General features: G+C 69.6%; 11 protein-coding genes and 1 tRNA gene. 6 read left to right on the forward strand and 6 right to left on the reverse strand.

All coding sequences use genetic code 11. The features are described from left to right. Positions 1-8: 8 nt before the first annotated feature. On the reverse strand, positions 9-689 hold the full coding sequence (locus DLJ53_RS04970; protein WP_111342839.1) for a helix-turn-helix domain-containing protein: 681 nt from the start codon (positions 687-689) through the stop codon (positions 9-11). Positions 690-831: 142 nt separating this feature from the next. On the opposite strand from DLJ53_RS04970, the gene DLJ53_RS04975 reads away from it, so the two are divergent. Together DLJ53_RS04975 and DLJ53_RS04980 are read left to right on the forward strand one after the other, a co-directional pair. Further along, entirely contained in the window at positions 832-1584 is a 753-nt protein-coding gene (locus tag DLJ53_RS04975; protein ID WP_111342840.1) for a response regulator, read from the forward strand. Positions 1585-1684: 100 nt separating this feature from the next. Next, the gene (locus tag DLJ53_RS04980) at positions 1685-2335 is read left to right on the forward strand and encodes a BON domain-containing protein (RefSeq protein WP_111342842.1); all 651 of its coding nucleotides are present in this window, start codon (positions 1685-1687) and stop codon (positions 2333-2335) included. A 52-nt stretch (positions 2336-2387) separates the two neighbouring features. Here DLJ53_RS04980 and DLJ53_RS04985 read toward each other — a convergent pair whose 3' ends face one another. Continuing rightward, entirely contained in the window at positions 2388-4244 is a 1857-nt protein-coding gene (locus DLJ53_RS04985) for a PAS domain-containing sensor histidine kinase (RefSeq protein ID WP_244935033.1), read from the reverse strand. A 1406-nt stretch (positions 4245-5650) separates the two neighbouring features. On the opposite strand from DLJ53_RS04985, the gene DLJ53_RS04990 reads away from it, so the two are divergent. Beyond that, positions 5651-5725 (forward strand) — tRNA-Gly (locus DLJ53_RS04990). Between the two features lie 674 nt (positions 5726-6399). Here the strand turns inward: DLJ53_RS04990 and DLJ53_RS05000 are convergent. Then, entirely contained in the window at positions 6400-6876 is a 477-nt protein-coding gene (locus DLJ53_RS05000) for a YraN family protein (protein ID WP_202913002.1), read from the reverse strand. Positions 6877-7061: 185 nt separating this feature from the next. After that, positions 7062-8714, reverse strand: coding sequence for a D-alanyl-D-alanine carboxypeptidase family protein (locus tag DLJ53_RS05005; RefSeq protein ID WP_111342848.1), 1653 nt, complete (start codon positions 8712-8714; stop codon positions 7062-7064). A 144-nt stretch (positions 8715-8858) separates the two neighbouring features. Here DLJ53_RS05005 and DLJ53_RS05010 point away from each other — a divergent pair, with 144 nt between their 5' ends. Both DLJ53_RS05010 and DLJ53_RS05015 read left to right on the forward strand, forming a co-directional pair. Next, the gene (locus DLJ53_RS05010; RefSeq protein ID WP_111342850.1) at positions 8859-9125 is read left to right on the forward strand and encodes a BolA family protein; all 267 of its coding nucleotides are present in this window, start codon (positions 8859-8861) and stop codon (positions 9123-9125) included. Positions 9126-9373: 248 nt separating this feature from the next. After that, the gene (locus DLJ53_RS05015; RefSeq protein WP_111342851.1) at positions 9374-10171 is read left to right on the forward strand and encodes an ion transporter; all 798 of its coding nucleotides are present in this window, start codon (positions 9374-9376) and stop codon (positions 10169-10171) included. Positions 10172-10180: 9 nt separating this feature from the next. Here the strand turns inward: DLJ53_RS05015 and DLJ53_RS05020 are convergent, their stop codons facing one another. Beyond that, positions 10181-11065, reverse strand: a complete 885-nt coding sequence (locus tag DLJ53_RS05020; RefSeq protein ID WP_111342853.1) for a sulfotransferase family protein — start codon at positions 11063-11065, stop codon at positions 10181-10183. A 203-nt stretch (positions 11066-11268) separates the two neighbouring features. Between DLJ53_RS05020 and DLJ53_RS05025 the strand changes: the two genes are divergently transcribed. Beyond that, entirely contained in the window at positions 11269-13089 is a 1821-nt protein-coding gene (locus tag DLJ53_RS05025; RefSeq protein WP_162408899.1) for a family 16 glycosylhydrolase, read from the forward strand. On the opposite strand, the gene DLJ53_RS05030 is transcribed toward DLJ53_RS05025, so the two are convergent. Then, the gene (locus DLJ53_RS05030; RefSeq protein ID WP_146619896.1) at positions 13002-14870 is read right to left on the reverse strand and encodes an ABC transporter ATP-binding protein; all 1869 of its coding nucleotides are present in this window, start codon (positions 14868-14870) and stop codon (positions 13002-13004) included. The genes DLJ53_RS05025 and DLJ53_RS05030 overlap by 88 nt on opposite strands. Positions 14871-14923 lie beyond the last annotated feature (53 nt).

Genomic DNA, 14923 nt, shown 5'->3' on the forward strand with positions numbered 1-14923 from the left:
GGCCGGCGTCAGGCGCAGAACCGCCCGCGCGCCGCGCCGTCGCCGTCGTCCTGCGCCAGCGCCTGGAGCGCCGCGCGGTCGCGGATCGTCACGGTGTCGCTGCGCGGCAGGGCGATGATGCCCAGCGTCCTGAGGCGCGTGATCGCCCGGCTCACGGTCTCGATGGTGAGGCCGAGATAGTCGGCCATCTCGCTGCGGCTGATCGGCACCATGAAGGTCTCGGCGCCGCCCGAGGAGCGCGACGAAATGTCGAGGAAGCACGCCGCGACACGGCCGATCGCCGTGCGGCTGCCGATCACCATGAGCCGGTCGCTGAGACGCGACTGCTCCAGCGTCAGCGCCTCCAGCAGCCGCCGCGCGGTCACCGGGCTCTCGTCGATGGCCCGTTCCACGGCCGCGCGCGCGATTCGCCGCACGACGGTCGGGCGCACCGCGATGGCGCTGAAGCTGTAGTTCTCCTCGTAGCCGACGCCGACATATTCGCCCTTGAACCGCAGGTCCTGGATGATCCGGCACCCGTCGATCCCGGTCCGGTAGATCACGACGACGCCGTTCACGATCATGAACATCGCCTCGGCGGGGGCGCCTTCGTGAAAAATGTGCTCGTGGCTGCCGACCCGGGTCAGAGGCGTCGCATGAGAAGAAAAGGCGCTGTGACTGGCGGGATGTGTGGAAAGTGAAGCGATCATGACTGCCTCCTCGAACCAGCCGGGAAACCGGCTCTTTCGTTGAAGCAGATCGACATCGCAGGGTTTTGCCTCCAATGTGTCAGTCGCGTTGCTGGCTGATGTTAATGAACAAGGGTTCTTTCAGGGTAGGCGGACGTTCGTCATGCACACCGCGTGCATTCTGATTGTTGATGACGACCCGAAGGTCCGCTCCCTGATGCGGCGGTCTCTGGAGCCGGAGGGCTTCGAGGTCGACGAAGCCGCCGACGAGCCGGACCTGCTGGCACGGATGGCCGAGCGCCGCTACGACCTCATCACCCTGGATCTCGGTCTTCGCGGTACGGACGGCCTCGAGATCGCGCGCCGCCTCCGACGGACCAGCGACACGCCGATCATCATGGTCACCGGCAAGGGCGACGTCATCGACCGCGTCGTCGGACTGGAGGTCGGCGCCGACGACTATCTCGTCAAACCGTTCCATGTCCGCGAGTTCGTCGCGCGGGTGAGGACCGTGCTGCGCCGGACGATCAAGCCGGCGGAACCGGCCGAGGAGACGGCGAATGAACCCGGCGATCCGGGCTACGTCATCGGCGAGCTGAAACTGCTCGTCGCCGACCGCGTGCTGGTCGGGTCGGACGGTGAGCCGATTTCGCTGACCGAGGGGGAGTTCGCCATCCTCGCCGCCCTCGCGCAGGCGCAGGGGCGTGTGCTGACGCGCGAGGCGCTGATCCTCGCCCGCGGGGACGACGTCGACGCGTTCGACCGCGCGATCGACAGCACCGTCGCGCGGCTGCGCAAGAAGCTGCCGCCCGACACGATCGCCACCGTCCGGCAGGTCGGCTACAAGATCGGCGTTCCCACCGAACCTGCGACGTTCACGAAATCCCCCAGCGGCGTCCGCCACATCCTGCTCTGACGCCCCGCACCGTTTGACGGTTGTCAATCCTCGGCGCCCGCCGCGCGGCAGGGTCAAGCCAGGGCTGGCCCATGACTTGGGCGCGAGGGAGCAAGCAGCCATGCGAAGCGACAGGGACATCAAGAACGACATCCTGGCCGAGCTCGAGTGGGACCCGGAGGTCGAAATGGCAGACATCGGCGTGACCGTCGTCGACGGCGCGGTCACTCTGTCGGGCAGCGTTCCGTCCTATCCGGAGCGCAAGGCCGCCGAGCGCGCCGCCAAGCGCGTCAAGGGCGTGGTGTCGATCGCGGAGGACATCCGCGTCCGGCCCGCCAACGCGCCCTTCTGCGACGACAGCAGCCTCGCAAAGCGCATCGCCCACGTACTGGAGTGGGACCCCGCGCTGCCGCACGACCTCATCCAGGCGGAGGTGCGCGACGGCGCCGTGACGCTCACCGGCGAGGTCCAGTGGCACTTCCAGCGCGAGCTGGTGGAGGCCCACGTCACCCGCATCGGCGGCATACAGTCGGTGACCAACCTCCTGACCGTGACCCCGCATGCGGCCAGGCGCGAGGTGAAGCGCGAGATCGTCCGCGCCCTCCACCGCAACGCCGACGTCGAAGCGGCCAACATCGACATCGACGTCAAGGACGGCGTGGTGAGCATCGGCGGGCAGGTGAAGGCGTACTACGAGAAGGAACTCGTCAAGAACGCCGTCTGGAAGGCGCCCGGCGTCACCGCGATCGAGGACCACATCAAGATCGGCTGACGGCACGGCCCGGGCACAGCCGACGCGCGGCCGTGACAATCGGGACCGGGGCTCAGGCCGGCGTGTCGAGGGCCGCGCGGACCGCCCGCGCGAGCTGGTCCATCGAATAGGGCTTGCGCAGGATCTGGTCCGCGGAGAGCTGCAGCTTGCCGTGCCACGACACCAGGTCGGGCCCGGCGTAGCCCGTCGTGACCAGAACGCGCAGCCCGGGCCTCTCGGCCCACGCCCGCCGGGCCAGCTCGAAGCCCGACATGCCGTCGCGCATCACGATGTCGGTGAACATGAGGTCGACCTCGGGGATCGTCCTGAGCCGCTGCAGGCCGTCCGTCCCGCTGCCGGCCTCGACCGTCCGGTATCCGAGCTCCCTCAGGCGCGTCGTCGCGATGCGCCGCACCCGCGCATCGTCCTCGACGACGAGGATCATCTCGCCCTTCCCCCTGGCGGCAGCCGGCATCTCGGCCCGGGACGGATCGCCGGCGTGCTCCTCCTGGTCGGCCCGGGGCAGGTAGAGCGTCACGGTCGTGCCCCGCCCCAGGGCACTATCGATCTCAACATGCCCCTTGGACTGCTTGACGAAGCCGTAGACCATGGACAGGCCGAGCCCGTTGCCTGTGCTCTGCGCCCGGGTGGTGAAGAACGGCTCGAAGGCATGATCGCGCACCTCCTCGGTCATCCCGCAGCCGTTGTCGGCGACCTGGACCACGACATAGCGGCCGAGGCGGACGTCCGGGTGGCTCAGCGCGTAGCTTGCGTCGATCTCGCCATCGAACACCGAGAAGACGAGGCGGCCGCCGCTCTCCATGGCGTCGCGTGCGTTGATCGCGAGATTGAGCAGCGCGGTCTGAAGCTGCGCGGTGTCCGCGACGGCCCTGCCGGGCGTGCCGCGCACGTCCACGACGATCTCGATGTCGTTGCCGAGCGTGCGGCTCAGCATCGAGGCGACCCCCTTCACGAGCTCGGCGAGGTCGATCTCCCTGGGATCGAGCGACTGCTTGCGTCCGAACGAGAGGAGCTGCGAGGTGAGCTGCGTTCCGAGATCGATGGCCTCCCGCGCTTCCTTCAGCGCCGTCGGGTCCGGCCGGTCCGGCCTCGCCTCGATCAGCTCGAGGTTGCCGGAGATCACAAAGAGGAGATTGTTGAAGTCGTGCGCGATGCCGCCGGTGAGCTGGCCGATGGCCTCCATCTTGTGCGCCTGCCGCAGTTCCTCCTCGATCCGCATCCGGGCCGACAGGTCGCGGATGAAGCCGATGAAGATGCGGTGGTTGGCCACGCGCGCCTCGCCGACGGACAGCTCGACCGGCATCGTCCGGCCGTCCTTGGTCTGGCCCTTGACGACCCGCCCGACGCCGATGATGCGGCGCTCGCCCGTGCGCAGGTATCGCTCGAGGTAGCCGCCGTGCGCCTCGCGGTCGCCGTGCGGCATGAGCATCGACACGTTCCGCCCCACGGCCTCGGCGGCCGTGTACCCGAACAGGAGCTCGGCCGAGCGGCTGAACGACTGGATGACGCCGGTGGTGTCGATGACGATGAGGGCATCGGGCGCGGTGTCGAGGATGACCTGGAGGAGGGCGGCCTGGTGACGGCCCGCGGCGGTCGACTGCTCGGCGATCGACCGTGAGACCTGGTGACGGATGGCGAGCAGCGCGGTGCCCCACAGGACGACGAGAGCGGCCGCGCGGTAGATCACCGTCTCGACCGGGCCGGCCGGCGGCGTGACCGGGGTCATCGCATAGCCGATCACGGAGCACAGGCTGCCGGCGACCGCCAGAATGAGCGTCGCCCTCGGCGAGGGGAGCCAGAACGCCGCCAGCACGGGGATCGAGTAGAGGACGGCGACGGCATTGAGCTCCGGCTTCGCGAGGTCGATGCCGAGGAACAGGGCGTCGGCGATGAGGCCGACGGCGACCATCACGGCCGATCGCCTTACGGGGTCCGTCGCCGGCGCGAGCGAAGGTCCGGCCTGGGCGAGGCAATGGGACGGGGCGCCCGGATCCTCACTGGGATCGTCACGGGCCATGTTCGTTTCCTTCATCATGAGAGCCGTGGTCCGCCAATTCAGGAGAACATATCGCCAAGTCGTGTCGAGGTCCCGTCCGGGCCGCGTCCCGGCCGAAGGCGAACGCCCCGCCGCCGGCCCGCGGCGCCCGTCCCGATGCGGCGTCACCGGGACGGGCGCCGGGCAGGCGTCCCCGTCCGGTTCGAAAATTCGCGCTGCCGGCCGCGCCGACCCCGCCGCTTGCCCCCCACGCCCCGACCCTGTCATCCGGCTGCGCCGTCGTGCCCCGTCATCCGGCTGCGCCGCCGGACCGCGTCATCCGGCCGCGCCGCCGGGCCCCGTCATCCGGCTACGCCGTCGGGCCGCGTCATCCGGCTACGCCGTCGGGCCCCGTCATCCGGCTGCGCCGCCGGACCGCGTCATCCGGCCGCGCCGCCGGGCCCCGTCATCCGGCTACGCCGTCCGGCCGCGCCATCTGGCCTTGTCGCCGCCTCGAAAGCCGAACGTCGGCGGCCCGCCTCAACGTCGGCGCGACTTTCTGCCGCCGGCTTCGGCGCCCCGACGCGTTCCGGACGGCACCGTACTGTTTCCCTCACCACGCCGGTCGCATCGCTCCCGAGGTGTCCCCCGGATGCGGTGCCCCGATCCGATGCCTCGGGGCACCCCACGTCCGGCCGTACCGCGCGGGTTCCCCGATGCGCTGTCCCACTCCCTCGCGGCGGGGAAAATTTGTCTCGCCCGGCCGAGACCATGAAGTCGTGTACTCCCGGGAGAATTCGAGCGTCGCGGCCCCGACGGGGCCACAACTCCGGCGAGAGACGGTGCCGGCGGCCACCGCCGGTTCGCCCCGTCGATCACCCGGCGAAACTCGCCGGGAAATCTCGTGCGGGCCGCCAGCGCGCCGGCGCAGCGGCGAACTTCCGGTACCGGACTCGGATGATAGACCACCCCGAGAGGCGCGACTTGCGATTCGTCAATCGCCGATCCTAAGCCGGCGTCGTTGCGCCCGGCGCACCTCCTGGTGACACCTTCCCGACGCCCGACGCCCGACGCCCGACGCCCGACGCCCGACGCCCGACGCCCGACGCCCGACGCCCGACGCCCGACGCCCGACGCCCGACGCCCGACGCCCGACGCCCCGCCCCCTGCCGCCTCGCCCCCGGCGGAAAACGTCGACGATCGTGAAGACGCGGTTCCTTTCCTTCCGCCTTGCGCTTGATCAGGAAGATCGGAGTGCTGTAGATGTGTGGGATCGACGGCTCCCGATGACGCGGAAGGGCGGAACACGTCCGGTGCCGAAACGGTGGTGCTGTCGATAGGCGGGTGTAGTTCAGTGGTAGAACGCAAGCTTCCCAAGCTTGATGTCGTGGGTTCGATCCCCATCGCCCGCTCCAACCCTTTCCAAGACGACCGACTGCCCGATCGCGCCAGCTCACGTCGCGACGCACCGCACCTGCGATACCGATCCGTGCTGCCGTCCCGCAGGCAATTCGACGCCCCTATGAATTGCGGCCATCCGCCGAACTCCCGCGCCGTCTCGTGCCGTTCGACCCATTATGCCGATGTGGATCGCGGTCAGATCGAACGCGTGACACATGGGAATGCCCTCTGGCCCTCTGGCCCTCTGGCCCTCTGGCCCTCTGGCCCTCTCGCCTACATGCGCCGACGAGCCGTTAGCCCGGACTTTCCTCAGTCTGTCCTTTGCCATGGCGAATCTGGCGATGAGCAGAGCGTTCCGCTGCCGGCACACCGAGCGGCAACATTACGGGCTCCAGGGCGACTAATGACGCCACGGTGGGCGCGGTCGAACGCATAGAGACCATGGACAATTTACTGTGGATGCAGTTCGACTCTCGGAGCAACGAGCCCGCTGGTACGAAGGCCCACCCTACGACCGCCTGACCGACAGCGGATTTCACGGCAGACATCATGCCCGGCTCGATGGAACCGGGCCACGGCCCAGCCTTCATTGCGCTCGGCGTCTGCGCGCGAGGACAACTCCCACCCTTGCCCGCCGACGATCCCCCGACCGCCGCGGCACATCCTCGCGCGCTACGGCTGAAGCCGCCTACCAGACGAAATCATCCGTCGGGACGAAGTCGAAGGCGTTGTCGATGTACTCGATCCGGCTGCCGCTCCAGACGAGCGCGATGTCGAACCGGATCGTGAACGCGGCGAATGCGTCGTTGCGCGAGAGCCACTCGTCCGCGGCGCGGGACAGGCGCCGCTGCTTGCGTTCGTCGACCGCCAGAAGGCCGTCCCACCCCTTGCGGCGAGCCTTCACCTCGACGAACGCGACGTCGCCGTCCCGCGTGGCGATGATGTCGACTTCCCCGGAACGGAGCCGAACGCGGCGGCCGATGATGTCGTAACCGCCGCTGAGGAGGAAGAGCGCGACGCTGCGTTCCGCGTCGAGGCCGAAGTCGTAGGCGGTGACCCGCTTGCGGGACGGCGCATGGCGCCGGGGCGGCCCGACCGGCTCCGCAGCGACTTTTGTAGCTGGTCGACGTGTGCGTACGTCGATCTTCTGCTGCAGTGCAAGCACAACCCACCTCGTAAAATGCGCCTATAGGTTGCATCTGCGCATGCGCCGCGTCAAGCACCTTCCCGGCACCCGGCACCCGGCACCCGGCACCCGGCACCCGGCACCCGGCACCCGGCACCCGGCACCCGGCACCCGGCACCCGGCACCCGGCACCCGGCACCCGGCACCCGGCTTGCAATCGACCGTTACGTCACGTCGGACGGAGGCTCGGTGTCGTCCTGGTTGGCCGGGAGGGCCGGGCGCGCGGGCGGGAGCGGCGGGGGACCACCGCCGACGATGGCGCCGGACAGCGGGTCCGGACGCTCCGCGTCGGCCCCGCCGAGCGAGATCGGGAAGGGCGCCGCCGGAGGTTGTGTGGTCAGGTAGGTGAGCGGGCGCTCCGGTTCCGGCTGCGGGAAGGCCTCGCGCAGCTCGGCGACCGCCAGGGGATTGGGGATCGGGAACGCCGGCGAGGCCGTCCAGCCGTCCGGGGCGAGGGTCTGGGGGGCGCTTCCGGATGGCCCGGCGGACGTGGTGAACGACGCGGGTGCGAGCTTCGCCCTGTCCGCGGCCTGGGGGGCCGGATCGTCCGCATTCGTCTCGGCGGTGGCGCTGGCGGCGGCGCCGGCCGTGTGCGGGCGGTCCGGGTGGAGCTGGGGGAGGAGGGTGAGCTCAACGGGCTGCCAGCCGGCGGGGACCAGCTCGGCATCGGCGAGGCGGCGCTCCGGAGGCGGTGCCGGCTCAAACGACATCGGCTCGGGGCGGGGGGCGGCGAGGAGCTCGGCCTTCAGCTGCTTCTGCGCGGCCATCTTCAGCCGGTAGGCCGCCACCTTGGCCCGCTGCGCCTCGACCGCCGCGACGGTCGCGACCGTGCCGTCGGAGTAGCGGGTGATCGGACGGCGGGCGCCGCAGACGTCGTCTCGCCGGTCGGCGGCGGTCGCGTCCACAGGATTGGCGAGCGCCTGGACGGTGCCGAGATCGAGGCGCGTCCCGCCGACCGGGCGCAGGTCGAGCCGGCCGTCGGCCTTGTCGAAGCCGTCGAGGGCGACGGACCCGCCGTCGGCCAGCGCGACGAACCCCTTCTCGAAGAGCTCGCCCGCGCGCTCGTTGCGCTCCACCGTCGTGAGCCCGCCCAGCACCACGGCGCCGAGGCGGTGCCCGTCCCGCGTCGCCGTCGCCGCCACGTTGAAGCCGGAGGCGCAGATGAAGCCCGTCTTCATCCCGTCCGCCCCCTCGACCTGCCGCAAGAGGGCGTTGTGGTTGCGGATGTTGCGGGCGCCGAGCTGGACGCCGGTCATCGAGAAGAAGTCGGCCCGGTCCGGGAAATCGTTCGTCAGCGCCATCATCAGCACCGCGATGTCGCGCGCCGTCGTGATCTGCTTCTCGTTCGGCAGGCCGTGCGGGTTGTCGTACATCGTCGCCGTCATGCCGAGATCGGCGGCCGCCGCGTTCATCCGGTCGACGAAGCCCGCCAGCGTCCCGCCCACCGACTCGGCGAGCGCGAAGGCGATGTCGTTGGCCGACTTCGTCATCAGGATCCGCAGCGCCGTCTCGACGGTGAGGACGGTGCCGACGGGAAAGCCCATGCGGCTCGGCGGCTGCTGATTGGCCTGGGGCGAGATCTTCACCGGCGAGGTGAGCTTCAGCTCGCCCTTCTCGATCGCCTGGAAGGTCACGTAGGCCGTCATCAGCTTGGTGATCGAGGCCGGGTACCAGAGCGCCGTCGGCTCGTACTCGGACAGGATCGTCCCGTCCGCCATGTCGAACAGAAGGTACGAACCGACCTCGGCACGGGCCGGAACGGCACGCCAGGACACCAGAGCCAGGGCGGCGACCAGGACCAGACGGATCAGGGTCATCGGACTCTCCCGCACAGATTGCGCGCGGCGCGGTCGTGACACGCCACGAAAAGAATGGCAGCCCTTGACCTGTCGCGGCTTCGACGCGCGGCGTCAATGGCCGTGCCCCTGCGGCACAGAGACAATTCAACCATGGATGCAAAAATGGGCCAGGTCCAAGATCGGATTACAGAAACTCTGACGGAGCGGTTCGCGCCCTCGCATCTGGAAGTGATCGACGAGTCCGCCCTCCACGCCGGCCATATGGGGGCGCGGCCGGAGGGAGAAACGCACTTCCGCATCCGCATCACCGCCGAGGCGTTCCGCGACAAGTCGCGCCTGCAGCGCCACCGGATGGTCAACGAGGCGGTGGCCGCCGAACTCGCCGGCCCGGTCCACGCCCTCGCCATCAGCGCCGACGTCCCCGCCTGAGCCGAGCCGCCGGCAGCACCGTCGTTCGCCCGGGGCCGGTGGCCGCTGTCCACAGGATCGTTCGTCCCGCCGGCTGCCGGACCGCGATGCCGCCGCCGGACCGGCCGGCGCGCGCGCCGGGGAGCGGGTCCGCCCGGCGGAGGGGCGCCCCCCGCGACATTGCGACCGCATGGCGGTCCCGAGCGGTCGACCCGTGGTCGGCGGCGCGTCCCGTCCCTATCTCGTCGACGCCGAGTAGGGAACGACACATGCGCGAGCGGCTCAGAGCCATTCTTTCCACCCGGGCGTGGGAGGGCGTCATCACCGCCCTCATCATCGCCAACGCCATCACCCTGGGGCTCGAGACGAGCACGTCCGTGGTCGACGCCGTCGGACCGCTGCTCCTCGCCTTCGACAGGCTGATCCTCGCCGTCTTCGTCGTCGAGATCACCGCGCGGCTCTACGTGCATCGCTGGCGCTTCTTCGCCGACGCCTGGAGCCTCTTCGACTTCACCGTCGTCGCGATCGCCCTCGTGCCGTCGTCCGGGCCGTTCCAGGTGCTGCGCGCGCTTCGCATCCTGCGTGTGCTGCGCCTCATCTCGGTGGTGCCGTCGCTGCGGCGCGTCGTCACCGGTCTCATCGCCGCGCTCCCGGGGATGGGCTCGATCGTCTTCCTTCTCGGCATCGTCTTCTACGTCGGCTCGGTGATGGCGACTGAGCTCTTCGGGGACCGCTTCCCGGACTGGTTCGGCTCCATCGGCCTCTCGGCCTACACGCTGTTCCAGATCATGACGCTGGAATCGTGGTCGATGGGGATCGTCCGGCCGGTGATGGAGGCGGCACCCTACGCCTGGGTCTTCTTCGTCCCCTTCATCCTGCTGACCTCCTTCGTGGTGCTGAACCTCTTCATCGGCGTCGTGGTCTCGGCGATGCAGGAGTCGGTGGAGGAGAGCGCGGCCGACAGCCGGGCCGAGATCGTCAGGGAGGGCGAGACGGTGGCGCGGTCGATCAAGGCGATGCGCAAGGACATCGCCGAGCTGCGTGCGCTGGTGGAAAGGCGCCTCTGAGGCGGGACGTCAGAGCGGCGTCCAGCCCGAGCGGTCGAGGTGGTAGCGGTCGGCGAACTGGGCGACCGGTTCGGCGAGGGCGTTGCGCAGCGCCACCTGCTCCGCGTCGCTGATGCGCCACTGCGGCTCCGGGCGGCGCAGCACGCGTCCGGCCATCCGCTGGAGCGTCGGGCGGAGCTGCTCGCGCATCTCGCGCGGGACAACCTTCCCGTAGATCCCCTTCAGCGCCCTGAGCCGGTCGAGGTGCTCGGCGCCCGCGGCGGCGTCGAGATCGGCCTTCCTCTGCTCCGCGCTGTTGAGCCGCGAGGCGGTCCCGCCGATCTCGAACGGGCTCGGCGGATCGATCTCGAGGAAGGCGCACAGCCGGGCAAGCGTCGCGGTCTTGTCCGCGGTCAGCGCCTCGAGCTGCATGATGTGGAGCCGGTCCGGCCCGAATGTCTCGCGGTAGAAGGTGGTCTGCTGCTCGAAGTCGGCGACCTGCACGAGGTGGCGGAAGAGCCGCTCGCGGTCGCCGTCGAACCAGCCCGCATTCTGCCCGTGGGCGAGGCCCGACCGGATCAGCTCGATCGGGTCGCGCACGATGTAGATGAAGCGGAAGGACAGGCCGTGCTCGGCCTCGAACGCGGCGATGCGCTCCGCGACGTTCGGAAAGTCGGGGTACTTGGCGTACTCGGTCGAGCCCTCCAGGGCGAGGCGGTGGATCGCCGGATCGTAGTCCGGCCACAGGGCCTGGTAGCGGGACAGGCCGTCGTCCCAGCCGGGCCGGGAGAAGTACATCGGCTCCTTGGGGACGCTGCCGCAGACTTCGGGGAGGGCGGCCAGCTCGTTGAAGAGCGTGGTGGTGCCGCATTTCATGGCGCCGACGATGACGGCAAAGGATGTGGGGCCGGGCATCGAACGGCGCCTCCCTCTCAAAGATTACCGATCCTTTGGGCCCGGACTTCGGCGGAAGAACGAGCCTCGCCTGGATATCATGCCACGTTCCACCCTCAACTTAACATTTGACGATGAGGGGGCCGGCGGACCTGTGCAACGCCTTGATCGTACACTGCGCGTGGTTTGGACCGCGCCGACCCACAGTTTCCGAAGGTGCGTTCATGGTCCTCGAAGCGCCGCCGTTCGACGAAACGTTCGATTCGCTCGACACCGACATCTGGTACGTCTCGAGCTATACCAACGCCGACTCCTACATCGACACCTCGTGGTCGCCGAACAACGCGATCATCCATGACGAGGGGGTGCTCGAACTCCTCCTCGAAAAGGAGAGCCGCGGCGGCAAGCCGTACACCGGGGCGGAGATCCAGACCTACGACTTCTACGGCTACGGCCGCTACGAGGTCACGATGCAGGCCTCGGGGGAGGAGGGCGTCAACTCATCCTTCTTCACCTACACCGGCGATCATCTGGGCGACGACTGGAACGAGATCGACATCGAGATCTACGGCCTCGACCCGACGAAGCTGCACGTCGCCTACCATAACGACGGCGAGACGTTCGAGCAGGAGATCGACCTCGGCTTCGACGCGTCCGAGGGGATGCACACCTACGCGTTCGAATGGCGGCCGGACAGCGTGTCCTGGTACGTCGACGGCGAGCTGGTCCTCGTCGAGGAGGCGACCATCGCCCCTGTGCCGGACGTCGAGGGCCGCATCATGGCGAGCATCTGGACGGGCTGGAACTCCCACCTCGGCGAGCCGACCTTCGAGACCTCGACCAGCGCCTACTACGACGAGATCTCCTTTACGCCCTTCACCGACATCGAGCAGCCGCCCGCGCCGCCGCTGATCGGCGACTTCGCGGTCCAGCTCGTCAATACGGACACCGACGAGATCGTCGCCTACCTGCAGGACGGGATGACGATCGACCGCGACCTGTTCGGCGACGCCAACCTCACCGTCAACGTCATCGCCTACGACCGCGACCTGCGCACCAGCATGCGCACGCTCGGCTTCGACGTCACCGGCGCGCTGGAGAAGCACAAGTACGAGCAGTATGCGCCCTGGGCGCTGTTCGGCGATCCGGACCGCGAGACCCTCAACGGGCAGCAGATGCCGGACGGCGACTACCAGATGACGCTGACCGCCTACTCCGGCTGGGAGGGCAAGGGCATCGTCCTGGAGGAGCAGAGCTTCGACTTCACGATCGAGCCCGCGGACGGCATCCTGCCCGGCGAGGAGGAGCCGGAGCCGGACGCCGGCTTCTCGCTGCTCCTCTACGACAGCGCCACGCGGGAGGTGAAGGCGATCCTCGACGACGAGACCATCGTCGACACGGCCGAGATCGCCGACGACCGTTCCAACATCCTCGTCCAGCTCGACGATCCGGCGCTCGCCGCGGCCACCCGGTCGCTGGTGATGACGCTGGACGGCCCGGTCTCGCGCTCGATCATCGAGGGCGCGGCGCCGTACGCGCTCTTCGGCGACGCCGGATTCACAAAGCTGCGCGGCGTCACACTGCCCGAGGGCGACTATACGCTCACGGTGAGCGCGATGTCGGCCAAGCGCGGCGAGGGGAGCGTGCTGGCGGAGCGGACCATCGACTTCTCGGTCGGCCACGATACGTCCGACAACGACGGCGTCACGGTATTCCTCGTCGATGCCGAGAACGACCATTTCCTGACCGAGCTGTCGGACGGCGATGTGATCGACCTCTCGGCCCTGCCGACCACGGAACTCTCCATCGTCGTCGCCGCCGACGACGCCGCGACGGAGAGCGTCTCGATGGCGCTGAGCGGCGCGCTCGAATTCTCGCGCACCGAGAGCGTCGAGCCCTACGCGCTCTTCGGCGATTCCAATCCCGACTTCCGCGGCCAGCAATTCGTCCCCGGCGACTACGGCCTCGAGATATCGACCCACTCGCGCGACGGCGGCAGCGGCTCGACGCTCGCCTCGGTCGACTGGGACCTCGCCTTCGTCTGACCGGGACGCGCGCCGCCCTGCGAGGCGGAGGTCTCGATCGCGAGCACGGTCCCGTTGCCGAGGCGCACGATCCGGTCGGCGATCGAGATCAGCGGCGGCCGCTGGGTGATCATGAGGATGGTCGTCGTCCCCTTGAGGCCGGCGATGGTCCGCACGAGGCGCGCCTCGCTCTCGTCGTCGAGCGCATTCGAAGGCTCGTCCAGCACCAGGAGCTGCGGCCGCCTGAGGAGCGCCCGCGCCAGCGCGAGGCGTTGACGTTCGCTGCCTGTGAACCGAGTGCCGCCGTCGCCCATCAGGGTCTGTAGGCCGTCCTTGAGCGGGGCGACGAAGCGTGCGGCGCCGGCGTCCGTCAGCGCACGCCAGATGGCCGCGTCGTCGGCTGTCGGGGCCGCTAGGCGCATGTTCTGGGCGATGCTGGCGTTGATGAACGTGCTGTCCTGCGGCACCGCCGCCACCAGTCCGCGCCACTCCCGGCGCGTCGCATGGGTGAGGGCATGGCCGTCCACCCGCACCGAGCCGAACTCCACCTCCAGAAGCCCGGCAAAGATGTCGGCGATGGTGCTCTTGCCCGAGCCCGACGCGCCGACTATCGCGGTCAGCGAGCCGCACGGCAAGGTCAGCGACACGTCGCTCAGCGCGCCGCCGTCGGGGTGACGGTAGGAGACGCCGTCGAGCGCCACCGCCCGGCGCAGCGCCAGCGGCCGCTTCGCGGGGGTCTGCGCCTCGGCCTTCGGCTCGACGGCCCTGTCCAGGGTATCGGCGAGCCGGGTGAGCGCCTCGTGGGCGGGGAGGTCGTCCTGGATCGCCTGCAACGCCAGTCGGGCCTCGCGGATGCGCGGCACGGCGCGGGAGGCGACCACAAGCAGGGCGACGAAGGCCGGCAGGCCGATCGGGGTCGCCGTCATCGCCGCCAGCGCGAACGCGGCAAAGGCGAGGGCGCAGATGGTCTGGAACGCCACCGCCCCCCATCCGGCGACGCTCGTGCGGGTGTGGTCCTCGGCCTCCATCGACCGCAACGCGCTGGTTAAGTCGGCGACGAAGGCCGGTTCGGCCAGCAGCATCTTGGCCAGCTTCAGCCCGCCGACGAAGTCGCCGATCACGCGGTTGCGCCGCCGGTGCATGCGCGTGACGTCGTCGACCAGCCGTCTCGCGCGGCGGCGCGCCGGCGCCACGGCGACGAGCGCAGCAGCGCCGATGACGAGCCCCAGCAGCGTCATCGGCACCGAGATCGTCAGCGCCACGGCGAGGTAGGCGAGGAGGAGGACCGCCACCTGGATGACGGCGAGGACACCATGCGCCGCCGCCGTCACCCGGTCGACCTCGCCGGCGAGGGCGTGCGTCACGTCGGTCTGGTGCAGGGGGACGATCGCCGACCAGCGGGCCTCGGCCACGGAGGACGCGAGCCGCAGCCGCAGCGCGCTGGCGTACCGGGTGACGACGTCCGCCAGCACCACGTGCCGCCACCGCGCCAGCAGCGACTGCCCGGCGACGAGCGCCACGAAGAGGACGAGGATGGCGACCAGCGGCTCCGACGATGACGTTACGACGTCGGGGTTGTCGTAGAGCGGAACGAATTCGACGTCCCGGGACGCCCCGCCGACCGCCGCCAGAATGGGGACGAGGAGGAGGAGGGCGACGCCCTCTCCGACCGCCCCGACGACGTGAAGGCCGAACCCCAGGAGACCCCGGCGGCCCGCGTTCCGCAGGACGTCGCGGACGAACGGGAGGATGGGCTGTCCGCCGGAAAGGTCACCCAGCCGTTGGATAGGACCGATACTCATCATGCTCACCAGCCGGTGTCGTGCAGCATGCCGCTTGCCGAGCCGCGATCACT

The sequence above is a fragment of the Acuticoccus sediminis genome, from assembly GCF_003258595.1.
In the GTDB taxonomy this organism is placed as follows: Bacteria; Pseudomonadota; Alphaproteobacteria; order Rhizobiales; family Amorphaceae; genus Acuticoccus; species Acuticoccus sediminis.